A 22,731-nucleotide genomic window follows, 5' to 3' on the forward strand; every position below is an offset into this window, starting at 1 on the left:
AGGCATCCTTCGGGATGCCTTTTTCTTTTTGATTCTTCCTTTTTGTTTAAAGGAAATATTTTTGGCCAAGCTGCTTCTCGATCCAACCCGCCTGCCGGTCGATGCCATCGCCGGCGAACCGCCGGTCGACCCGGCGCTCCTCACCGCGGCGCGCCTGCGCACGCGTTTTGCCGAGGCGCGCCGCGCCTGGGACCCTGAAACCGCGGAGGAAACGCCTTTCCAGCCTGGCCTGACGCTGCGCCGCGCCGCCGTCCTGGTGCCCCTGGTCGATCGCCCCACAGGCTTGACCGTGTTGCTCACCCAGCGCACCGCGCATTTGACCAGCCACGCCGGCCAGATCAGCTTCCCGGGCGGACGCGCCGAAGAAATCGATTCGTCGCCGATCGAGACCGCGCTGCGCGAATCGGAAGAGGAGATCGGCCTGCACCGCCGCCACGTCGAGATCGTCGGCGTGCTGCCGGAATACGTGACCGCCAGCGCCTACCGGGTGCGCCCGGTGGTCGCCCTGGTGACGCCGCCGTTCGAGCTGCGCGCCGACCCCAACGAAGTGGCCGAGATCTTCGAGGTGCCCCTTGGCTTCCTGATGAACGGCGCCAACCACCAGCGCATGTCCTTCGAGCTGCCGGAAGGGGCGGGGCGGCGCAGCTTCTATGCCATGCCCTACGAGCGCTTCTTCATCTGGGGCGCGACTGCGGGCATGTTGCGGAACCTGTTCCATTTCCTGCGCGCTTGATACTTTTGCTTCACAGTTAGTTACCAGTCCGGATTTGATTATGGCCCGCGTCTGCGCTATCGTAGCGGGCAGCGTAGTGTTGCCATAACAAAAGAAGGATTTGCATGACATTTTTTTCCATTCTGTGCGCCCTGCTGATCGAGCAGTTGAAGCCCCTGCGCGCGGATAACCAGGTCTACGGCGGCATCAAGACGCTCGCGATGCGCATCGAAGGCTGGTTCAATGCCGGCGAGCCGAAGAATGGCCGCATGGGATGGATCCTGATGATGCTGACGCTGGTGCTGCCGGTCGCCATCATTTACTGGGTACTGCAATACTACGGCCTGGTCTTTCTTGCTTTCGCCTGGAACGTGCTCGTCGTCTACCTGACGCTGGGGTTCCGCCACTATAGCCATTACTTCACCTCGATCCAGTTGGCCCTGAACCAGGGCGACGAGGCCACCGCGCGCGCACTGCTGGCGGAATGGACGCGGCTCGACACGGTCGGCATGGACGCCCAGGAAATCGCGCGCATCGCCGTCGAAAAGTCGCTGATCACCACCCATCGCAGCGTGTTCGGCGTATTTTTCTGGTTCCTGATGCCGGGCGGCCCGGCCTGCGCCGTGCTCTACCGCGTGTCCGAATACCTGGCGCGCGCCTGGAACGAACCCGAGCACATGCGTAACGAGGCGTTCGGCCAGTTCGCCGCCAAGGCCTTCTACTGGATCGACTGGATCCCGGTGCGCCTGACCGCGGTCGCCTTTGCCGTGGTCGGCAATTTCGAGGACGCGATCTATGCCTGGCGCAACTTCGCCAACCGCTGGGCCGACGAATCGCGCGGCATCATCCTGGCCGCTGGCGGCGGGGCGATGGGCGTACGCCTGGGCACGCCGCAGGAAAATGCCCCGCAACTGTTGCCGGCCGATGCGGCGACGGTGGACCTGTCCGACGTCGAGACCGATGTCCTGCCGGGAGAGGAGCCGAGCCTGCGCGCACTGCAAAGCACGGTGGGACTTGTCTGGCGTGCCCTGATACTATGGATGATCCTGCTCCTGCTCTTGTCGAGCGTGGTCTGGCTCGGCTAAACGTCAGGAAACGCTGCCATGACGGCGCGGCAAGGCCGCGCCGTACCAGCGCATTGTCGTCGACAATGCGTGTTCGCCCCGCGTCGTTGAGGGGGGACGCCGGTCCTGCGGCCTAAAGTTGTCGAGACAAGACTCGTCCCCAGGTCTTCTATAAGATATAATACTGCCGTTGTTCTCATCCACGCAGTATTCTTGTATCAGCAAGCAGCACTATGGCCGAGTTACCGCATACCGGGAACGAAGGCGCCACTGGCGAATTCTTCATCCTGGGAATCACGAATAAAGGCAAGCAGTTCCGCCCGAGCGATTGGGCGGAGCGCCTGTGCGGGGTCATGTCCTGCTTCCGTCCCGAGGGCAGTGGCGGCCGCAATGCCCACCTCCAGTTTTCCCCTTACGTACATCCGACCGTGGTGAACGGCGTCAAGGCCGTCGTGGTGGACAATGCGCTCCAGAAGGCCGAACCGCTGGCCTATCACTTCGTCGTCAATTTCGCCAAGGATAACGACCTGCAAGTGGTCGATGCCTGCTTCGTCGAATTGCCGGGCGATCCAAAACTGTAGGCAGGTCGAATCACGGTTTGAGCCAGATCAAGCCGGCTGCCATTTCCCGCATTAGCTTGAACCTACAGGGTGTCGGCACGGTCGCCTTCGTTCGGTGGGCAACACCTGCCTGCCTTGCGACCCGCTGCCGGCCTGCGCCCCTGTCGACAAAAGGGGAGGGCACCATGAACATCGGCGAAATCTGTACTGTCCAGACCATCACCTGCGCGCGCGACGAGACCGTGCAGGGCGCGGCGCTGCTGATGCGCAAGCACCATGTCGGCGACCTGATCGTGGTCGACCATCTCGACGGCCAGGCGGTTCCGGCCGGCATCGTCACCGACCGCGACATCGTGGTGTCGGTCGTCGCGCTCGGGCTCGATCCCGATGGCCTGCAGGTCGGCGACATCATGAGCGACGATCTCCTGACCTGCGGCGAGGACGACGACGTCTACGCCACCATCGAGCAGATGCGCCTGCGCGGCATCCGGCGCGTGCCGCTGGTGAACCGGGCGGGCGGCCTGAGCGGCATCGTCAGCGCCGACGACCTGCTCGAATTCCTGGCCGAGGAAATGGGCGACCTGTCGCGCATCAGCGCCAACCAGCAGGCCCACGAAAAACGCGCCCGGCATTAGGGAAGCACGACGCAATAGTGCGCGGCAGCATCACCCGAATCGGCCATCTGTTACCATCGGCCCTGGCGCGTCGCCGGGCGGCGGCGCTTGCGCGTCCTCGCGGGCGCACCACCTGACGGGACCCCATGAACCTGATGCGTTACCAGCGCGGCCTGCCTGCGCACCTGACCGCCGGCGCCTTAGCTTTCTTCACCCTCGGCAGCGCCTGGGCGGCGCCGCTGCCCAAGGGCGTCACGCTCGGCCCCTCGGTCGAGGGCATCACCGAATACCGGCTCGCCAACGGCTTGAAGGTCCTGCTGTTTCCCGACGCGTCGCGTCCCACCGTCACCGTCAACGTGACCTACCTGGTCGGCTCGCGCCACGAGAACTACGGCGAGACCGGCATGGCCCACCTGCTCGAGCACCTGATGTTCAAGGGCTCGCGCAAGAACCGCGACATCACGCGCCAGTTCGCCGACCGCGGCATGGACTTCAACGGCACCACCTCCCTCGACCGCACCAACTACTACGAGGTGTTCCAGGCCTCGAAGGACAACCTGGACTGGGCGCTGCAGATGGAGGCCGACCGCATGACCGGTTCCTTCATCGCGCAGAAGGACCTGGATTCGGAAATGACGGTCGTGCGCAACGAATACGAGAGCGGCGAGAATTCGCCGTCGGGCGTACTGGTAAAACGCATGCAGAGCGTGGCCTACGACTGGCACAGCTATGGCCGCTCGACCATCGGCAACCGCAGCGATATCGAGAACGTGCGCATCGCCAACCTGCAAGCCTTCTACCGCACCTATTACCAGCCCGACAATGCCGTGCTGCTGGTGGCCGGCAAGTTCGATCCCGACGCCACCCTGGCCAGGATCAGCCGCCTGTTCGGCGTGATCCCGAAACCGAAGCGTACATTGCCGGCGTTCTGGACGGTCGAGCCGCCCCAGGACGGCGAACGCAGCTTCGCGGTGCGGCGCCAGGGCGACGTCCAGATCGTCATGCTGGGCTACAAGGTGCCGTCCGCGATCCACGACGACAGCGACGTCATGGCGTTTGCCTCGACCATCCTGGGCGACGTGCCCACCGGCCGCCTGCACAAGAGCCTGGTCGAGACGGGCAAGGCCAGCCAGGTGTTCAGCTTCGGCCAGACCGGCTATGCGCCCGGCCTGCAGTACGTCGGCGCGGTGCTCAAGAAGGGCGAGCCGGTCGAGCCGCTGCGCGACGCATTGACCCAGGCCGTGGAGAGCTTCGGCGACACGCCGCCGACGCCGGCCGAGATGGAACGCGTGCGCCGCCTCTACGAGAACGAGATGGAGCGGAGCCTGAACGATCCGCAGCGGGTCGGCGTGGCGCTGTCGGAGACCATTGCGCTGGGCGACTGGCGCCTGTTCTTCACCGGGCGCGAGCGCATCAAGACCATCACGGCCGAGGAAGTGGCGGCGGTGGCGAAGCGTTACTTCCGGCGCGACAACCGCGTCACCGGCACCTTCATCCCCGACGATGCGCCGCAGCGGGTGGTGGTCCCGGCGGCGCCCAGCGTCGAGAGCATCCTCGAGAAATTCAAGCCGAGCGCCTCGACCTTCGTGTCCGAGGACTTCGATCCCAGCCAGGCCAACATCATGCGGCGCACGCAGCTGGCGACGGCAGGCGGCGTGAAACTGGCGCTGCTGCCGAAGAAGAACCGCGGCGAAGCCGTCACGGTCGACCTGCGCCAGCACATCGGCGACGAAAAGAACCTGTTCGGCACCGGCGCGGTTCCCGAGCTGACCGCCGCCATGCTGATGCGCGGCACTAGCCGCTACACCCGCGAGCAGCTGGCCGACGAGTTCGACCGCCTGAAGATCGCCGGCAGCCTGTCCCACTTCCAGACCACGCGCGAGCACCTGCCCGAGGCGCTGCGCCTGGTCGCGCACGTGCTGAAGGAGGCGAGCTTCCCCCAGGCCGAGTTCGAGCAGCTGCAGCGCCAGGCCATCGTCGGCCTGGAGGCGAGCCGCAACGAACCTTCGGCCCTGGCCAGCCGCGCGCTGTCCCAGCACTTCGACCTCTACCCGGAGGGCGACGTGCGCCATGCGAATACCTTCGAGGAAGACATGGCCGAGCTGAAGGCGGCCAAGCTGGGGGACCTGACCGACTTCCACCGCCGCTACTACGGCAGCGTGCCGGCCGAGATGGCGATCGTCGGCGACTTCGACGCGGCCGCCGTCGCGCCGCTGGTCGAGGAACTGTTCGGGGCCTGGAAAGCGCAGGAGAACGTGGCCCCGGTGCTGCGCCGCTACGCCGCGATCGCGCCGCTGGCGAAGACCATCGACACCCCGGACAAGGAAAACGGCGTCTACCTGGCGCGCCTGAACCTGGACCTGAACATCGACGATCCCGACTACCCCGCGCTGATGCTGGCCAACTACATGTTCGGCGAGGGCGGCCTGCGCTCGCGCCTGATGGACCGCATCCGCCAGAAGGACGGCCTGTCGTATGGCGGCGGCTCGCAGCTCGATGCCGGCGACCTCGACCGCGCAGGCAGCTTCATGATCAGCGCCATCGCCGCGCCGCAGAACCTGCAAAAGCTCGACGCCGCCGTGCGCGAGGAACTGGCGCGCGCGGTCAAGGACGGCTTCAGCGCCGCCGAACTGGCCGGCGCCAAGTCGGGCTTGATGCAGCAGCGCGTGCAGACCCGTGCCGACGACGGCGCCCTGGCGACCGGCTGGACCTCCTACCTGTACCGCGGCCGCACCTACGAGTGGTCGCGTGAATTCGAGGCGAAGCTGATGGCGGTGACCCCGGCGCAGCTAAATGCGGCCTTCCGCAAGGCGATCGACCCGGCCAGGCTGTCGGTGGTGCTGGCCGGCGACCAGGATAAAGCCAAGGACAAGGCGGCTGCGGTCAAGGCGCCCTGAACCGCCCTGGCCGAAACGTTGCGTCCTGGGGACGGTATATTGATGAATATGGGCCGTGCAGCTATGATGTTGCCCTTAAGCATCACTTAAGGTTTATTTCAAGTGTCCAGGAGTCGTAGTACATGAAGGGCAATAGCAAAGCGGCGCCAGGCGCAATCTCGTTCGCGGGCAAGGTGGCGCTGGTCACCGGCGGCGCCAGCGGCATCGGGCGCGCGACGGCGCTGGCGTTCGGTCGCGCCGGCGCCTCGGTGGTGATCGCCGACGTCTCGGTCGACGGCGGCCACGCGACCGCGGCGATGATCGTCGAGAACGGCGGCAAGGCCTTGTTCGTGCAGGCCGACGTGACCCGCGCCGCCGAGGTCGAGACCCTGCTCGACAAGACCGTCTACCACTATGGCCGCCTCGACTGCGCGGTCAACTGCGCGGCGCTGCAGGCCGTGCCCGCGCGCCTGGACGAGCTCGACGAGGAAGAGTTCGACCGCCTGCTGGCCGTCAACGTGAAGGGCGTCTGGCTGTCGATGAAGTACCAGCTGCGCCAGATGGTCAAGCAGGGCGGGGGCACCATCGTCAACCTGTCTTCCAGCTACGGCCTGGTCGGCGCGCCCTTGCAGGGCGCCTATGCGGCGAGCAAGCACGCCCTGGCCGGCCTGACCAAGAGCGCGGCGGCCGAGTATGCGAAGGACGGCATCCGCGTCAATGCGGTGTCCCCGGGCGCGGTGCGCACCCCGATGCTGGCGCGCGTCCTCGGCGGCGAAGCCGCGGTGGAAAAGAAGCTGCGCGCCGCCCATCCGATGAACCGCTTCGCCGAACCGGGCGAGATCGCGAACGCTGCCCTGTGGCTGTGTTCCGATCAATCGTCCTTCGTCACCGGCCACGAGCTGGCCGCGGACGGCGGTTTCACCGCGGTTTAATCCTCCAGCACCAGCCGCATCGGCTGCAGCATCAGGCCCGACCCTGGCCGCATCGGCACCGGAGCATTCACCGCCCTGAACCCGGCGCGCTCGTACAGGCGGACCGCCGCCGAATTGCCGCGCGTGACCTCGAGCTCGACGAAACGCGCGTTGCGTTCGCGCGCCCAGCCCAGCGCCGCGTCCAGCAAACCCCGGGCCGCGCCGCGTCCGCGGCATTCCGGCGCCACCCACATCTGGTAGAGGTGCACCAGCGCCGGGTTGACGCCATCCATTTTCGCCCAGACCAGTCCGGCGGGCTTGCCGTCGAGCTCGGCCACCAGCGGACAATCCTTGCCCGAGACTGCGGCGGCCGCCAGGCGCGCAGCCCATTCCTCGGGCGTGCGCGCGCTTTCGGCCTCCAGCGTGCTGTAGAAGGCGTCGGGAGACTCGGCCAGCGAGCGCAGGCGCAAGTCGCGGTAGGCGGCCCATTCGTCCGGGTAGAGCGGACGGATCCGGGGAGCTGGTCGTGGTGCATTCATGACAGGCAAATAGTATTTTTATATTGCAACAATATTACCATGTCACCGCACTTCATGTTCGATACCCCGGCGTGCGGCAGACCGCATCCGCCACACGTTGATGTCGGACGGAGGAGGGCTTATTTCGGGCGTGGCGCGCGCAGGCGCCCGCCGGGCGGCACCACGCGTCCGGCGCGCAGGCCGTCCACCGTCAGCGCCACCGCGCGCGCCACGTTGCGCACTTCTTCCTGGAAGGCGGTGTCGCGGTCGAGCGTCTCGTGGCTGTCCGCATAGGATTCGTAGTAGCCGACGAAGCGGTCGAGCTGGCCGAAGCTGCCCGAGTCGACCAGTCCCATCCAGTTCAGCCAGTCCGACAGCGAGCGCCGCGTGCCCTCGATGCCGGCGACGTCGCCGTGCACCACCAGGCCGAAGGCGCGCCCGGCCAGGTGTTTCGGGTAGTCCCAGCCGTCCAGCTCCATGCGCTTGGCCTTCGCGGCGTCCTTGCCCCCGGTCGAGCTGGGATCGGGATTGCCGCCGTCGGCACAGACCAGGCGGTCGATCATCAGCTTGAGCACCGCCGGCGCCTGGTACCAGTAGACCGGGGTCAGGATGATGACGCCATGCGCCGCCACCCAGCGCTCGTAGATCTCGTTCATCCAGTCGCCGGTCTGGCGCTCGGCGTGGTTCGGGTAGCAGCTGCACGGCCAGTGGCACAGCGGCATGGCGGTCGAGACGCAGGCCTTGCAGGGATGGATGTGGCGGTCGTAGTCGGAAATGAGGCGGCTCAGGTCGAGCACGTCGGTCTCGAGGCCCTGGGCAGCCAGGGTGTCGCGCGCGATCTGCGTCAGGCGCCAGGTCTTCGAGATCTCGCCCGGACAGCTGCCGTCGTTGCGCGCGGCGCCGTTGACCAGCAGGATGCGGCTCGGCGTGGCGGGGTCCTTCTGGCGCGCCTCGGCCGCGCGCAAACGCTCGTGCGCTTCCTTCCACTCGATCGACAGGTCGTAGTCGGGATCGGCAAAGCCGGGGCCGGCCTTCACCGTGCGCGGCGCCTTGCGCTTGTCGTGATAGGCCTGCCAGGCCACTTCCTCGACCGCCGCCAGCTGGTCCGCCACCGCCTCGAACGCCGGGTCGAAGAACTGGTCGATGAACTTGCGATGGAATGCTTCCCGCTCCAGCCTTGGACCCGCCTGTCCCTTACGCACCGTCGTCATGCCGCCTCCCCATTGATGACGCGATTATCGGCCCGGCCGGGCTGGGCGGATGTACGCTCGCGCACGGTTGCGAACATAAAAGGCGCGCATAAAAAAAGCGGGCGGCGCTTGCAGCGCTCGCCCGCCTTTCGCGGTAGCGGAAAGGCTTACTGGCCGGCTGGCGCCGCGGCCGCGGTAGCCTGCGCGCCGGCCGGCTGGTTCAGCAGCATGACCCACAGGCGCGCCGCGTCGGCGTAGCCGCCGCTCGCCTTGACGCTCTCGAAGGTCTTGACTGCCTCGTCCTTGCGGCCGGCCTTGGACTGGGCGATGCCCAGGCGCAGCTTGGCTTCGTCAGGCTGCTTCAGGCCGCCCTTGGCGATACCCTGCTGGATGAAGCCGATGCCCTTGTCGTGCTGGCCCATGGTGGAGTAGGCCCAGCCCAGGTTGACCAGGCCCGCGCCGTTCTTCGACTTGGCGGCCGACGCTTCGCCGCTGGCGATGTTCTTGGCGTCGTCGGCAGCGCCCTTGTTGGCGCGGTCGCGCAGCTGGCCATGGGCCTTGGCGTTCGCGCCCTTGCCCAGCACGCCTGCCGCGTAGCCGGCGTCCATCACGTTCTTCGCTTCGGTCGGGAAGCCGTCGCGCAGGGCGGTTTCGGCCAGGTCGACGTAGTCTTCCTCGCGCATGGTCTTGGTGGCGGCGAACAGCAGGCGCAGCACGGTCATGTAGTTGTCCTGGCTGAAGCCCGGCTTCTTGATGACGCCGACGCGGACCAGCTCGTTCCAGTACTCGTCGCTCGGGTAGTAGGTGACCATTTTCTCGACGGCGCTGGCGTAGCCGGCATTGTCCTTCGATTCATGGGTCGAGCTGAGCAGGAGCTTCATGTCTTCCTGGCTCGGGGCCTTGCCGGCCTTTTCGGCCTCGGCAACGACCTGCTGCAGTTCGGTCTTGGCGCCGGCATAGTCCTTGTTCAGGTACATCGCACGCACCAGCAGCGGACGCGCGGTGGTCATGTCGCCGCCCATTTCCTGGTAGCGCTTGAGCTGCTCGACGGTGGCGCCGTAGTTCTTCGCCTTGTACTGGATGTCGGCGATCGCCAGCACCAGCTTGGCCTGCGATTCCTTCGGCTCGAAGCCGGACTTGAGGACTTCCTCGGCGGCGCTGGCGACGCCTGCGTCGTTGCCGCTGATCGAGGCCAGCACCATCTTCACGCGGTTGACCGCGTAGGTTTCGTACGGGGTCTTGTTCGGGAGCGCTTCCGCCTGGTTGACGCGGTTCTGCAGTTCGGCAGTGTTCTTGGCGGCGACCAGTTGCTGGACCTGGTTCGAATCGATCAGCTTGTACAGTTCCGGACGCACGGTGTTGGCCGGCGCGGCGGCTGCGGCGTTCTCGGTTTTTTGGGCGTGGGCGCTCGTCATCAGGGCAGGCGCACTGTTCAGGCCGACGGCAGCCAGCAGCAGGCAAAGGCGAGCGAGGCGGAATTGGGACATGAATGATCCTTCTAAAAGTTGAGCGGTAGAAAATCCGCGGCAAGATGGCGATTCTGCCAACCTTGAACAAACGCGCATTGTCCCATAAAACAGGCGGGACCCTGCGGCGCAATTGTGCCGCAGGGCGCGCGCTCGCGGTGGTGCGGTTACATTGCGTTACCGCGCTTAGTTACGCGAGCTTAGTTACGTGAGCTTAGTTACGTGAGCTTACTTACGCCAGATGAACCGGGCGCACTGCATGCGCGCATCAGAAACCCGGCACCGGGCAGCGGCCCTCGGCGTCGATCTCGCCGGCCAGCCAGGCGTTGACCGCGTCGAGCGCGGGCGCCGCGAAGCCATAGGTCATCAGGGCCGGGGCGTCGAAGTCGAGCGCCTGGTAGGGATTCCACAGCGCCAGGTGCAGGTCCGGGCGCCAGGTGTTGCGCGCGTGCTCGCCGTAGCGGCGGCGCGAGGTCGAGGCCAGGATGGTGAAGCGGCCGTCCTGGGGCAGGGTGTTCCAGTCGAAGCTGTCGGCGTCGGCGAAGGTGACCAGGTCGACCTCGAACAGGCGGCCAAGCGAGGCGGCGATGGCGGCGGCCGGCACGCCGGCTTCCGAGACGCCGTCGCTGACCACGTCCTGGCGCGCCACCAGGCGGATCTTGCTGCCCGGGGCCGGACGGCGCACCGCGCCGCGCGCGCTCAAACCGCGGCGCCAGGCGCGCGCCATCAGCGCGCGGTCGGCGGCATCGGTGCTGTAGACCGGGGCTTCGTCGGCGCCGGGCGCGCCGTCGACCCGGGCGGCCACGCCCGCCGCCACCGCGGCCGGCGCATCCTGGCCGGCGCCGGCGGGATGGGCCTTGGCCAGCGCCGCCAGGCGCGCCAGTTTCGCTTCGACCTGCGCCATCGGCAGTTCGCCCGAGGCAATCGCGGCGGCGATCGCGGCCACGGTTTCTTCCTGGGTTTCGCGCGAACCGATCGCCATCACCATGTCGGCGCCGGCCACCAGCGCGCGCACCGCGGCCTGGCCGGCGCCGTAGCGGTGGGCGATCGCGTGCATGTCCATGCCGTCGGTGATCACCACGCCCTGGTAATGCCACTGCTCGCGCAGGATGCCGGTCAGGATCGGCCGCGACATCGTCGCCGGGTACTCGGGGTCGAGCGCCGGGTAGACGATGTGGGCGGTCATCATGGCCGGCGCCGAGGAGGAGGCCATGCGGAAGGGCGCGAACTCGAAGCGCTCCAGTTCGGCGAGCGGCTTGTCGACGGTCGGCAGCGCGCGGTGCGAGTCGACGTGGGTGTCGCCGTGGCCCGGGAAGTGCTTGACGCAGCAGGCCACGCCCTCGGATTCGCTGCCGTCCATCCAGGCCAGCGCAATGCGGGTCGCGGTTTCCGGATCGGCGCCGAAGGAGCGCTCGGCGATCACCGGATTGTGCTGGTTGTTGTTCAGGTCCAGCACCGGGGCGAAGTTCCAGTTGAAGCCGAGCGAACGCACCGCGCGCGCCACCGCCGCCCCGACTTCGCGCGCCAGCAGCGGATCGTTGGCCGCGCCCAGGGCCATGGCCGAGGGCGGCGCCGGCACCCAGGTCGAGCGCACCACGGCGCCGCCTTCCTGGTCGAGCGCGATCAGGGCCTGCTCGCCCATCACGGCGCGCAGGGCGCCGGTGAAGCGGGTCAGCTGGGCCGCGTCCGTCATGTTCTGGCGGAACAGGCAGGCGCCGCGCACCGCGTTCTCGTGCAGGAAGGCGGCCGTGTCCGCGTCCAGCTCGGTGCCGAACAGGCGCACCATGATCAGCCGGCCGGCGATGCGCCGCAATTCGCTCAGTTCGTCCATGGTCGTCCCTTCGTTGGCTTAGTTGGTCTTGGTGACTTTGCTCAGGTGGCGCGGGCGGTCCGGATCGAGGCCGCGTGCCTTCGACAGCTGGGCCGCCATCACGTAGAAGGCCTGGATCGCGACGATCGGGTCGAGGTCCGGCGTGGCCGCCACCGGCAGGGTCAGGTCGCGATCAAGCACGTCCTCGGGCGCGGCCAGCAGCACGCGTGCGCCGCGTCCGCGCATCTCGGCGGCCAGCGCCAGCAGGCCAGCCTGGGCCGGACCGCGGGTGGCGAAGATCAACAGCGGATAGCCTTCCTCGATCAGCGCCATCGGGCCGTGCTTGATCTCGGCGCCGGAGAAGGCTTCTGCCTGCAGGGCCGAGGTTTCCTTGAATTTCAGGGCCGCTTCCAGCGCGATCGGGAAGCTGATGCCGCGGCCGACGACCATGATGTTGCGCGCCGGCGCCAGCACCTCGATCGCGGCCGACCAGTCGACCTGGCTGGCTGCGCGCAGCGCATCGGGCAAGGCGGCGATGCCGGCCTTCAGCTCGGCGTCGTCCTGCCACTCGGCGACCAGGCGCGCGCCGGCGACCAGGCTGGCGATGAAGCTCTTGGTCGCTGCCACGCTCTGCTCTTTGCCTGCGTGCAGCGGCATGGTCCAGGCGGCGCTTTGCGCCAGCGGCGATTCGGCATCGTTCACCAGCGCCACGGTGGTGGCGCCGCCGTCGCGGAAGTACCGGATCGGCTCGACCACGTCCGGGCTCTGGCCCGATTGCGAGATCGAGATCGCCAGCGTGTCGCGGGTGACCAGCGGCGACTTGTACAGGGTGACGAGCGACATCGGCAGCGAGGTCACCAGGCGGCCCAGGCGCGACATGATCAGGTAGGCGACGTAGCCCGAGGCGTGGTCCGAACTGCCGCGCGCGACGGTGACGGCGCTGTGGAAGCTGGTCGACCTCAGCGTGCGCCCGAGTTCGGCGTAGCGCTCCACGTCCTGGGTCAATTGCAGGGCAACGCAATCGCCGGCGGACATGGCTTCTTGCAGCATCAGTGAGGTCACAGCATTTCTCCTTCGATATAGACGGCTTTGATATTCAGTTCGCGGTCGAGCACCACGAAGTCGGCATGGCAGCCCGGGGCCAGGCGCCCGCGCAGCTTTTCGCCGAGGTAGTCGGCTGCATTCGTCGAGACGCGGCGTGCGGCGTCGGCCAGCGGCAGGCCGATCTTGACCAGGTTGCGCAGCGCCTGGTCCATGGTCAGCGTCGAGCCAGCCAGCGTGCCGTCGGCCAGGCGCACGCCGCCCATGCATTTATGGACGACCTGGCGTCCGAGCATGTATTCGCCGTCCGGCATGCCGGCGGCGGCGGTCGAATCGGTCACGCAGAACAGGTGCGGGATCGAACGCAGGGCGACCTTGATCGCGCCCGGATGCACGTGCAGCAGGTCGGGGATGATCTCGGCGTACTGCGCATGCGCCAGCGCCGCGCCGACCATGCCCGGCTCGCGGTGGTGCAGGCCCGGCATCGCGTTGAACAGGTGGGTGAAGCCGGCCGCGCCGTGTTCCAGCGCGGCGACGCCGTCCTCGTAGGAACCGCTGGTGTGGCCGACCTGGACCCGGATGCCGGCGTCCGACAGCGCGCGCACCAGTTCCAGGTGGCCGTGGATCTCGGGCGCCACCGTGATCACGCGCATCGGCGCCAGGCGCTCGTAGGCTTCGACCTCGGCCAGCGTGGCTTCCTTGGCGAACGGCGGCTGGGCGCCGAGCTTGGCGGAATTGATGTACGGGCCTTCCAGGTGCACGCCGAGGATGCGCGCTTCGCCCCGGCCGCGCGTCTTGCAGGCGGCGCCGATGGCGGTCAATGCGCGCTCGATGTCCTCGGGCGGCGCGGTCATGGTGGTGGCCAGGAGACTGGTGGTGCCGTGCTTCGCATGCAGGGCGGCGATCACGTGCGGGGCGTCGCCTCCTTCCATCATGTCGCGTCCGGCGCCGCCGTGCACGTGCACGTCGATGAAGCCGGGCAGGATGTAGTCGTCGCCGTTCGCGTCCGGATCGGCGGGAGCGCCGGCGATGGCGTCGACGGCGGCGCCGAAGCGCAGTTCGCCGTGGATCCAGCCGTCGGGTGTGAGGATGTTGCCTTTCATTGCGCCTTTTCCTTCAGGTGCTGTTCGATCATGCGCAGTGCGCCGCGCGCCGAGTCGCCGCGGGGCGGGGTGCAGCGTGCGCGCGTTTCCTCCGGCAGCCAGGCCAGCAGGACCTCGCCCAGGCCGCCGCACAGGGCCAGCGGCAGGCGCCCGCTCGGGTCGAGCGCGCGGGCGATGCCGGCCACTTCGCGTCCGGCGTGTTCGAGGATGGCGCGCGCCACCGGATCGGACTCGCCGTGGGCGACCACGAAGCGCGCCAGGCTGGCGTAGGCGGTCTGGTTGGCGCGTCCGAGCCAGATCTGCACCGCGTCGCGGTTGCCGCCGCAGGCCGCGATGACATCATTCGCAAAAGCGCCGCCTTCGACGCGGCCGTCGAGCACCTGCTCGATGTGGTTCAGGGCGCGCAGGCCCATCCAGGCGCCGCTGGCTTCGTCGCCGGCGGGGAAGCCCCAGCCGCCGACTTCGACCTTGGTGCCGTCTTCCAGCATCGCTTCGCCGACGCTGCCGGTGCCGATCGCGACGATGGCGCCGGGACGGCCGTCGTGCGCGCCCATCAGGGTGGTGAAGCCGTCGGTGTCGAGCACCAGGGCGGCGAAACCGGGATCGGCGGCGACGAACTGGGCCGCCCATTCCTTGTTGTGGACGCCCGCGAGGCCGAGGCCGATGGCCATGCAGGACAGAGGAGGGTTGCCGACGTCGGCGGCGGCGCAGGCTTCGCCGATCGCGGACAGGATGGTGGTCCAGGCCTTGGCCACGCCTTGCGACAGGGCCGACGGGCCGGCGCTGGCCTGGGCCAGCTCGACGCCGTCGGGGCTTGCTACGCGCACGCGGGTGCCGGTGCCGCCGCCGTCGACGCCGATGAGGTATTCGATCATGTGGAAAATGAGATGCCGGGGAGGTCAGGGCACTATAGGGAGGCGGTCCCGGCTTGTCAACAGGTATTTAACTGGTATTGTATTTTCAGTGCGGAGCATACCTCCATAAGCCCAGGTTATGAATCTAAGTGATTGATATAGAAGAGCTTATGCTGGTATGGGAATTGGTATGGTCGGGTGCCTGGATGCGCCCGCGTAACGCTGTTGTAGGGTGGGCTCCCGAGCCCACGCGGTATGGTACGTATCCTCACCACTGGCGACGCCGATGGGTCGCTCCGCTATTCAAACGGTGAGACCGCGTGGGCTCGAGAGCCCACCCTAATGTGATGGACTCCACCCTCCTGATATCGGCATCATTGTGCCAAGCGTGCCAGATTGGACTGGCAAGCTAAAACAAGAGGGGGAGTCACCATGAATGCTAGCGCAAAAGTGGTTGGTTTGGATATTGCGAAGGACGTGTTCTTCGCGGTCGGGCTCGATGGACACGGCAAGCGGGTGTTCAAGCGTAAGCTTTCTCGAGACCAGGTGCTTGCGCAGTTCGCGCAGATGGCCCCGGCGATGATTGGTATCGAAGCCTGCGCAGGTTCGCATTACTGGGCACGCAAGCTCGTGGAAATGGGGCACGACGCCAAACTGATTGCGGCCCAACACGTCAGGGCATATGTCACTGGTAACAAAAACGACATGAACGACGCTGCTGCAATTGCCGAGGCACGCTCGCGCGGTTCGACCAAGTATGTGCCGATCAATACGGCTGCACAGCAAGATTTACAGATGCTGCACCGCGCTCGCAGCGCCCTGATGACAGAACGGGTGGCGATGATCAACAGGATCCGGGCATTTGCCGGCGAATATGGCCGGGTATTTCCCAAGCGCGTGGAAAGATTGCGCGACGGACTGAAAGCATGGCTGAACGATCCGGACAATGGTTTGTCTGGTATGGCCCTGGAGACATTCCGGGAGCTCAAGGCCCAGCTGGACGACAAGGACGAGAGGATTCAGGCGTACGACCGACGTTTGAATCAGGCAGCCAGGTCGGAACTGGCGAAGAAACTGATGGAAGTGCCGGGTGTAGGGCCGTTGACGGCAACGGCAGTGCAGGCAACGATCGCCGATCCGCACCACTACAAGAGCGCGCGAGACTTTGCAGCGAATTTAGGCCTCGTGCCACGCGAGCATAGCAGTGGAGGCAAGCAGCGCTTGTATGGCATTACCTGCAGGGGCGACAGCTACCTGCGCACCCTGCTCATACACGGAGCGCGCAGTGCGCTGAGAACAGCAAGCGGCAAGCCCGACAAGCTGCTGCAATGGGCAACAAGGCTGGCAGAACGGCGCAGTTTCAACGTTGCCGCGACTGCGCTGGCCAACAAGATGGCCAGGGTGATCTGGGCGCTGATCGCGCACGGACGTCCTTATGTTCCGGCCTGGTCGAAAGACACGCCCAGGCCGGCCTGAAAAGACTGTCGAGTAACTCAGCAACAACAAGGAGCAATCGCCAAGTTTGCGACGAGAAGAACGAATGATGCCAACAGGTCGAACCGGCGTCGGGTGAATCCGTAAACTGTAGTGGCCATCAAGGCCGTCACCCTATGAGGATCCTGACGCGCGTATCACATCAGGGCCAGAGCACTGGAAACGCTCAACATACAGGCCGAATAGATACAAGCAAACTCTTCCTAACGGCAAAAATTCAATCTTCTTCTTGCAAATCGGGTGGAGTCCATAGATACGAAACCCGGCACGTACCGTGGCCGTCGTCCGACAATCACTCCACCTGGCGCCGGCCGCGTCCGACCAGCATCACGTTGTCCTGCTCGCCGTCGCGCACCTGGTTCACCGCGGCGCTGCCGGGGCCGCGCACATCGATGTCGGACTGGCGCACGCTCAGGCGGCGCGCCTGCAGCGTGCCGGAGCCGCTCAGCTCGGCCCGGATACGGTCGGCGTGGCCTTCCAGGCGCACGTTGCCCGGGCCGCGCATCTGCAGCTGCACGCGCTTGCCCTCGACCCTGGCGGCCAGGTCGCCCGAGCCGTGCAGGGCGGCGTCGAGCGTGTCCGAGACCCTGGCCAGCGCGACGTTGCCGGGGCCGCCGCTGTCGATCGTGGCGTTGCGCACCGCCAGGCTTTCCCCTTCCAGTGCACCCGAGCCGCTGACCACGGCGCGCAGCTCGTCGGCGCTGCCGCTCAAGCTTGCGTTGCCCGGGCCGCTCAGGCGCAGCACCGCGCGGCCGGCCTGCAGGCCGCGCGCCTCGAGGTCGCCCGCGCCGTGCACTTCCGCCTCGAGCTGGCGGATGGCGCCGCCAACGCAGGCATTGCCCGGCCCGCGCTGGACGGTCGCGACTTTCTCGGCTTGCAGGTCGCAGCCCTCGAAGTCGCCCGAGCCGCTCACCTCGGCACGCAGGTCGCGCGCGCTGCCGCGCAGCCGGGCATTGCCCGGACCGCTGATGCGGGCCACGGCGCGCGCCAGGTCCAGCGCCTCGGCCTCGAAGTCGCCCGAGCCGCTGACGCGCGCCGACAGTTCCTTGCCGATGCCGGCCGCCTTGACGTCGCCGGGGCCGGACATCTTCAGGTCGAGCTTGTCCGCCTTCAGCTGGCGCAGGTCGAGGTCGCCGCTGCCGCTGCTGGTCACCAGCAGCTCGCGCACCGCGCCGCGCGCCCGCACGTCGCCCGGTCCGATTGATGCCAGGCTGAAGCGTTCGCCGCCAACCTGCTCGAGTTCGACGTCGCCGCTGCCGCCCGTGTTCAGGCTGCGCAGGTTGGCCGCGCCGATGCGCACCACGACCTGCTCACGCTTCTTGTCCGGGCCGAGGTGGATGCCCCAGCGCGACTTCTGGCGCACGTACAAGGTGCCGCCGCGCACCTCGGATTCGATCCCGGCCAGCGCGCTCGGCGCGCCCGACAGTTCGAGGGAGGGCGCGCCGGCACTGACGATCACGCGGAAGGGGCCCGACAGGTCGAGCGCGTGGAAGGGCGTGACCGTGCGTTTCTCGAGCGTCGGCGCCGGGCGCTGGTCCTGGGCGGTCACGGGTTGCAGCAGGAGGGTGCCGGCGCAGAACGCGACGGCGGCCAGGGCGGTGTGCTTGATCCGGGTGTGCATGGCTTCCTTGTTGTTTTTGTGATGAAGAGACTCCAGGTTAAAGGGAAATCAACGACACTACGCCGTCCAGACGATGGACGAACGGATTTTGGGTGTCAACTGTCGAAGTGGGGAGCTGAACGGCGCGCCGGTTCCTTGTATTTTGATCATTGGATGCGCGCCTGTAGAGGAATTCGCATGTCCACGCTGACTATCCGCAAGATCGATGTCGACCTGTCGCAGGGCTTCGGCCGCCACTGGAATGGCGGCGATGCTTATCGCACCCAGCTGTTCAACGCGCTGTCGATGAGTTTCCCTCGCGGCGAGCAATTGTTCATCGATGCCGTGCGCGACGTGCCGCAGGCATGCCTGAGCGACCCGCGCCTGCGCGCCGAGGTCAAGGACTTCATCGGCCAGGAAGCCACCCACCGCCACCTTCACGTGCAATACAACCGGCAGCTCGAGCGCCAGGGCCTGCCCTATACGCGCGAGGAAAAGCTCAAGAAACGCCTGGCGCGTGTCGATAAACTGGGTGTGCTGGACCGGCTGGCGATCACCTGCGCGCTGGAGCACTACACGGCGCTGCTGGCCGACGGCGTGCTGCGCCACCCCGACTGGCTCGAAGGCGCCGAGCCGCAGATGCGCACCCTGTGGTCCTGGCATGCGGTCGAGGAAACCGAGCACAAGGGCGTGGCCTTCGACGCCTACGTCGCGGCCGGCGGCGGCTACCGGCGCCGGGTGGCCTGGTACCTGCACGCGAGCATGGTGTTTGCCTACGACAGCTTCCTGCAGACCGTGCACAACCTGCGCAACGACGGCCAGTTGTTCCGCCTGCGCACCTGGGGCAGCGCGCTGAAAACCTGGTTCGGGCGCAGCGGGCTGGCCTGGCACCTGGCCGGGCCGGTGCTGAGCTATCTGTCGCCGCGCTTTCACCCATGGCGGCACGATAACCGCAAGCTGATCGAAACGTGGCTCGAACACAACAGCGGCGCATGGCGTCCCGTACGGGCACCGGGCGCCTGAAGCTGTCCTGCCGGCCCGGGCGGCAAGCTGTCATAATGTGGATTCCTGTGGGTTGCAGGACGGAGCGAGTAAGGAGAAAGCAGTGATTCGTTACATGGGCACGCGCAAGAACGACGCAGGCGCGACTGTCTACGTGTTCCTCGTGAATGGCCTCGAAAAAGAGGTCCGGGAGCACGCACTCAAGCAGCACCCGGGCTGCTACGAGGCCTTGCCGGCAGCGGCCAAGGCGAAGATCGCCGCCAACCGCGACTGGCTGTCGAAGGCGTGAGGCGGCTTCCGGGCATCGCTGCGGCCGTCGGGAGGGTGGCAGTCTGCGCCGGTGCGCTGGCTGGCGCCCCCGCACTGGCGCAGACGCTGCCGTCGACCTTCGCGCCGACGATCGGCAGCGCGCTGCTGTGCCGCAGCGCGCTCGACAATGCCTATTTCCACTCCTACCTGACCGGCGCCTTCGGCCCGGCCTACAAGCACGAGGGCGGGGCCTACTGGTTCAGGCTCGACGCCACCCTGTGGGGCAAGGCGGTGAAGGAAGTCATGGTCAGCGACGACACCAGCCCCCTGGTATTCGTCGCCGCCGTCGCCGACAGCAAGCCGGAAGAGCTGGAAGAGGCGATCCGCGCCAGCGCCGGCATCCGCCACCGCGCGGTCGACGCTTCGGCCTTTCCCTTACGCGTATCAAATCCCGGCAGCGTCATCGCTTATCAGAACAACAAATCCAAAATATACTGCGCGAGGTATAAACCTCTGCCGCCAGGGCCTTAAGTCTTTCTCATGTACACCCACTACTTCAGCCTGAAGAGCGCACCGTTCTCGATCGCGCCCGACCCGCGCTACCTGTTCATGAGCGAGCGCCACCGCGAGGCGCTGGCCCATTTGCTGTACGGAATCGGCAGCGGCGGCGGCTTCGTCCTGCTGACCGGCGAGATCGGCGCCGGCAAGACCACGGTCTGCCGCTGCTTCATCGAGCAGGTGCCGGAAAATTGCCGCCTGGCCTATATCTTCAATCCGAAACTGAGCGTGGGCGAACTGCTGCAGTCGGTGTGCGAGGAGTTCGGCATCGCCGTCCAGGCCGGGCAGGGCGGGGTGAAAGCCTATGTCGACGCCATCAACGACTACCTGCTGGCCTCGCACGCCCAGGGGCGCAACAACGTGCTCGTCATCGACGAGGCGCAGAACCTGTCGGCCGAAGTGCTGGAGCAGTTGCGCCTGCTGACCAACCTGGAAACCAGCGAGCGCAAGCTGCTGCAGATCATCCTGATCGGCCAGCCGGAACTGCGCACCATCCTCGCGCGTCCGGAGCTGGAGCAACTGGCCCAGCGCGTGATCGCACGCTACCACCTGGGGCCGCTGTCCGAGCCCGAGACCGGCGCCTACATCGCGCACCGGATGGCGGTCGCCGGCGCCCAGGGCGCGCCGGTGTTTCCGGCGTCCAGCGTGCCGCTCATCCACCGCATCACCCACGGCGTGCCGCGCCGCATCAACCTGCTGTGCGACCGCGCGCTGCTCGGCGCCTACGTCGAGAACAGCCGCGAGGTGACGCGCACGATCGTCCGCACCGCGGCCGCCGAAGTGTTTGCCGGCGAAGCCACGGTCAAGCCGGCGCGCTGGCCGCTGGTCGCCGGCGCCGTGCTGGCCGGTGCCGCGCTGAGCGCCGCCGCGGCCTGGCAGGTGCTGCCGCACGGCGCGACGGCGCCGTCCGCCGCTGCACCGTCCGCCAACGCCGCGCGCGCCGACGTCGCCGGCGCCAAGGTCCTGCCGGCGCAAGCCGTTGCCCCGGCAAAGCTGAATTCTGCTGCTGTCGCCCTGCCGCGCGGCCATGCCGACCAGGCCACGGCCCTGCGCGCGCTGGCCGGGCTGTGGGACGCCAGCCTGGCGCTGGGCGAGCCCTGCCAGGCCGCGCTGCGTGCGGACCTGCGCTGCCACCAGGGCCGCGGCGGCATTTATGAACTGCGCCAGCTGGACCGGCCGGCCGTCATCACGCTGCGCGAGGGGGCGCTCACCAGCTATGCGGTCCTGGCCGGCATGGACGAGCGCACGGTGACGCTGGTCGTCGACGGCAAGCGCGAGCGGGTCGACCTGGCTGCGCTGGCGCCGCGCTTCACGGGCGAATTCACGACCTTCTGGAAGATCGCGCGCAGCTTCCGCGACCAGCTCGCGGTCGGCGACCAGGGGCCCGACGTCGACTGGCTGGCCGCCCGGCTGGCCCGGCTGAACGGGGCGCCGCCGCCGCCCTCGCGCCAGCCGTTCAGCGCCCACACGCACCAGCTGCTGCGCGCCTTCCAGGCCAAGCAGGACCTGAAGGCCGACGGCGTGGCCGGACCGCGCACCTGGATGCGCCTCAACCAGCTCACCGGCCTGGCCGAGCCGCGCCTCCTCGCCGCCACCGGAACGGGACAATAAGATGTCGTACATTCTCGAAGCACTCAAGAAGGCGCAGGCCGAGCGCCAGCTGGGCAGCGCCCCGGATATCCATGCGCCGGCGCCGGTGCATGCCGTGCCGCCGGCCGCTGTCAACCGCAAGCCGCTCCTGCTCGGGCTGTCCGCCGGGATCGTGATCGCCGGCGTGGCCGGCGCGCTGGCCTGGCGTGCGCAGGCGCCGGCCGGGCCGGCAGCGCAGGAGGGGCAAGTCCAGGCGCGCGCGCAAGCGCCGGTGCTGGCCCCCGCTGCGACCCCCGCTGCGCCCCCCGCTACGACCCCCGCTGCGACCCCCGCTGCGCCCGCGGTAGAACCAGTTCCAGCCGCGACGCCTGCACTTGCGCCTGTACCTGCGCCTGCGCCCGCGGCAGCGCCGGTTCCAGCCGCGGCACGCACGCCAGTTGCTGCGCCGTCCAGGGGGGCCGAGCCGGCGCCGCCACGCCCGGCGCCGGCGCCGGCGCCAGCGCCGGTGCCGGCTGTCGCATCGCGGCCGGTGCCGGCCGCCCAGGTTCCGCCTGCCGTGGTCGCGCCGCCGCGCACGCCGGCGCCGGCTGCCCGCGATGTCGCTGCGTCTTCCTCCCCATCCGCCCCGGCGCGCGATGCGATCCCCGCTGCGGTCTACCTGCCTGCGCCCAGCCGTGCCCCCGATCCCGCTCCGGTCGCGCGCGCGCCCGAGCCGGCCGAGGAACACCTGCGCACCTTCCAGCAACTGCCCGACGCCCTGCAGCGCGAGATCCCGCGGGTGAGCGTCGGCGGCTACATCTATTCGCCGAATCCGGCCGACCGCCTGCTGCTGGTCGACAAAATGCTCCGCCGCGAGGGCGAGGAGCTGGCGCCCGGCCTGGTCCTGGAGCGCCTGATGCCGAAGTACGCGGTGATGAATTACCGGGGCAATCGCTACCGTGTCGGTTACTGATCCCGGCCTGGCGCTGGCCGTCGTCGGCTGGTCCGGCAGCGGCAAGACGACCCTGCTCGAATTCCTGGTCGGGCAGTTGGCGGCGCGCGGCCTGCGCGTAAACGTTCTCAAGCACAGCCACCACGACATCCTGCTCGAACCGCCGCACAAGGACAGCGCGCGCCTGCGCATGGCCGGGGCGGCCGAGGTGATGATCGCCTCGCCTTACCGCTACGCCATCATGCGCGAGCTGCGCGGGGAGCAGGAGCCCTCGCTGCGCGAGCAGCTGGCGCGCCTGGCGCCGGCCGACCTGACCCTGGTCGAGGGCTACAAGTGGGAACCGCTGCCGAAACTCGAGGTGTTTCGCCCGGCGCTCGGGCGGCCGTCCCTGTACCAGGACGATCCGCTGGTGGCGGCGGTGGCGTCGGATGTCGCGGCGCCCGCCGGCCTGCGCCCCGGGCTGCGCTGGCTGGATCTGAATGCGCCGGAAGAGGTCTTGGCCTGGCTCAGCGATTGGATGATGACAAACCCTAAAGTTTCTCTAAATCAGTCCGTTAATGGGGGATAGCCCTTCAACCGGGCATCACC

Annotated in this window: 21 protein-coding genes; 13 read left to right on the top strand and 8 right to left on the bottom strand. The window is 67.6% G+C overall.

Annotated features, from left to right (window positions below):
* Positions 1–61 precede the first annotated feature (61 nt).
* From ACFOPH_RS00290 to ACFOPH_RS00315, 6 genes are all read left to right on the top strand, one after another.
* Positions 62–733: a CoA pyrophosphatase gene (locus ACFOPH_RS00290; RefSeq protein WP_312551526.1), complete on the top strand. Its 672-nt coding sequence runs from the start codon at positions 62–64 to the stop codon at positions 731–733.
* Between the two features lie 104 nt (positions 734–837).
* Positions 838–1,797 carry a CobD/CbiB family protein gene (locus tag ACFOPH_RS00295; RefSeq protein ID WP_312551525.1) on the top strand — a complete coding sequence of 320 codons (960 nt, stop codon included), beginning with the start codon at positions 838–840 and terminating at the stop codon, positions 1,795–1,797.
* A gap of 212 nt (positions 1,798–2,009) precedes the next feature.
* Positions 2,010–2,357, top strand: coding sequence for a DUF3579 domain-containing protein (locus tag ACFOPH_RS00300; protein ID WP_312551523.1), 348 nt, complete (start codon positions 2,010–2,012; stop codon positions 2,355–2,357).
* A 164-nt stretch (positions 2,358–2,521) separates the two neighbouring features.
* Positions 2,522–2,971 carry a CBS domain-containing protein gene (locus ACFOPH_RS00305; protein ID WP_312551522.1) on the top strand — a complete coding sequence of 150 codons (450 nt, stop codon included), beginning with the start codon at positions 2,522–2,524 and terminating at the stop codon, positions 2,969–2,971.
* A gap of 125 nt (positions 2,972–3,096) precedes the next feature.
* Positions 3,097–5,847, top strand: coding sequence for a M16 family metallopeptidase (locus ACFOPH_RS00310; protein ID WP_379732765.1), 2,751 nt, complete (start codon positions 3,097–3,099; stop codon positions 5,845–5,847).
* A 122-nt stretch (positions 5,848–5,969) separates the two neighbouring features.
* On the top strand, positions 5,970–6,758 hold the full coding sequence (locus ACFOPH_RS00315; RefSeq protein WP_312551520.1) for a glucose 1-dehydrogenase: 789 nt from the start codon (positions 5,970–5,972) through the stop codon (positions 6,756–6,758).
* Here the strand turns inward: ACFOPH_RS00315 and ACFOPH_RS00320 are convergent.
* The 7 genes from ACFOPH_RS00320 to ACFOPH_RS00350 all read right to left on the bottom strand — a co-directional run bounded on the left by ACFOPH_RS00320 (position 6,755) and on the right by ACFOPH_RS00350 (position 14,740).
* Positions 6,755–7,276, bottom strand: coding sequence for a GNAT family N-acetyltransferase (locus tag ACFOPH_RS00320; protein ID WP_379732767.1), 522 nt, complete (start codon positions 7,274–7,276; stop codon positions 6,755–6,757). The genes ACFOPH_RS00315 and ACFOPH_RS00320 overlap by 4 nt on opposite strands.
* Positions 7,277–7,395: 119 nt before the next feature.
* Positions 7,396–8,466, bottom strand: coding sequence for a flavodoxin family protein (locus ACFOPH_RS00325; protein WP_379732769.1), 1,071 nt, complete (start codon positions 8,464–8,466; stop codon positions 7,396–7,398).
* Between the two features lie 146 nt (positions 8,467–8,612).
* On the bottom strand, positions 8,613–9,932 hold the full coding sequence (locus ACFOPH_RS00330; protein ID WP_312551514.1) for a tetratricopeptide repeat protein: 1,320 nt from the start codon (positions 9,930–9,932) through the stop codon (positions 8,613–8,615).
* Positions 9,933–10,179: 247 nt separating this feature from the next.
* Positions 10,180–11,742, bottom strand: a complete 1,563-nt coding sequence (nagZ, locus tag ACFOPH_RS00335; RefSeq protein ID WP_379732771.1) for a beta-N-acetylhexosaminidase — start codon at positions 11,740–11,742, stop codon at positions 10,180–10,182.
* A gap of 18 nt (positions 11,743–11,760) precedes the next feature.
* On the bottom strand, positions 11,761–12,771 hold the full coding sequence (locus ACFOPH_RS00340; protein WP_312552589.1) for an SIS domain-containing protein: 1,011 nt from the start codon (positions 12,769–12,771) through the stop codon (positions 11,761–11,763).
* Between the two features lie 8 nt (positions 12,772–12,779).
* Positions 12,780–13,865 (bottom strand): N-acetylglucosamine-6-phosphate deacetylase, encoded by a 1,086-nt coding sequence (gene nagA / locus ACFOPH_RS00345; RefSeq protein ID WP_312552578.1) that lies wholly within the window; start codon positions 13,863–13,865, stop codon positions 12,780–12,782.
* Positions 13,862–14,740 carry a BadF/BadG/BcrA/BcrD ATPase family protein gene (locus ACFOPH_RS00350; RefSeq protein ID WP_312552579.1) on the bottom strand — a complete coding sequence of 293 codons (879 nt, stop codon included), beginning with the start codon at positions 14,738–14,740 and terminating at the stop codon, positions 13,862–13,864. The genes nagA and ACFOPH_RS00350 overlap by 4 nt, the downstream gene beginning before the upstream one ends.
* A gap of 411 nt (positions 14,741–15,151) precedes the next feature.
* Between ACFOPH_RS00350 and ACFOPH_RS00355 the strand changes: the two genes are divergently transcribed.
* The gene (locus ACFOPH_RS00355; protein WP_379732773.1) at positions 15,152–16,195 is read left to right on the top strand and encodes an IS110 family transposase; all 1,044 of its coding nucleotides are present in this window, start codon (positions 15,152–15,154) and stop codon (positions 16,193–16,195) included.
* Between the two features lie 310 nt (positions 16,196–16,505).
* Here the strand turns inward: ACFOPH_RS00355 and ACFOPH_RS00360 are convergent, their stop codons facing one another.
* Complete coding sequence (locus ACFOPH_RS00360) at positions 16,506–17,834, bottom strand: head GIN domain-containing protein (RefSeq protein WP_379732775.1); 1,329 nt, start codon at positions 17,832–17,834, stop codon at positions 16,506–16,508.
* A 177-nt stretch (positions 17,835–18,011) separates the two neighbouring features.
* Between ACFOPH_RS00360 and ACFOPH_RS00365 the strand changes: the two genes are divergently transcribed.
* From ACFOPH_RS00365 to mobB, 6 genes are all read left to right on the top strand, one after another.
* On the top strand, positions 18,012–18,836 hold the full coding sequence (locus ACFOPH_RS00365) for a metal-dependent hydrolase (RefSeq protein WP_312552582.1): 825 nt from the start codon (positions 18,012–18,014) through the stop codon (positions 18,834–18,836).
* Between the two features lie 82 nt (positions 18,837–18,918).
* Positions 18,919–19,104, top strand: a complete 186-nt coding sequence (locus tag ACFOPH_RS00370; RefSeq protein ID WP_312552584.1) for a hypothetical protein — start codon at positions 18,919–18,921, stop codon at positions 19,102–19,104.
* Entirely contained in the window at positions 19,101–19,595 is a 495-nt protein-coding gene (locus ACFOPH_RS00375; RefSeq protein WP_312552586.1) for a hypothetical protein, read from the top strand. Before ACFOPH_RS00370 ends, ACFOPH_RS00375 begins: the two co-directional genes overlap by 4 nt.
* 9 nt (positions 19,596–19,604) lie before the next feature.
* On the top strand, positions 19,605–21,233 hold the full coding sequence (locus tag ACFOPH_RS00380; protein ID WP_379732778.1) for an AAA family ATPase: 1,629 nt from the start codon (positions 19,605–19,607) through the stop codon (positions 21,231–21,233).
* Between the two features lies 1 nt (position 21,234).
* Complete coding sequence (locus ACFOPH_RS00385) at positions 21,235–22,164, top strand: general secretion pathway protein GspB (RefSeq protein ID WP_379732780.1); 930 nt, start codon at positions 21,235–21,237, stop codon at positions 22,162–22,164.
* Positions 22,151–22,711, top strand: a complete 561-nt coding sequence (gene mobB, locus ACFOPH_RS00390; RefSeq protein WP_312553909.1) for a molybdopterin-guanine dinucleotide biosynthesis protein B — start codon at positions 22,151–22,153, stop codon at positions 22,709–22,711. The genes ACFOPH_RS00385 and mobB overlap by 14 nt, the downstream gene beginning before the upstream one ends.
* The last annotated feature ends 20 nt before the right edge of the window (positions 22,712–22,731 follow it).

Source organism: Massilia haematophila (assembly GCF_042647645.1).
Taxonomy (GTDB): Bacteria; Pseudomonadota; Gammaproteobacteria; order Burkholderiales; family Burkholderiaceae_D; genus Telluria; species Telluria haematophila.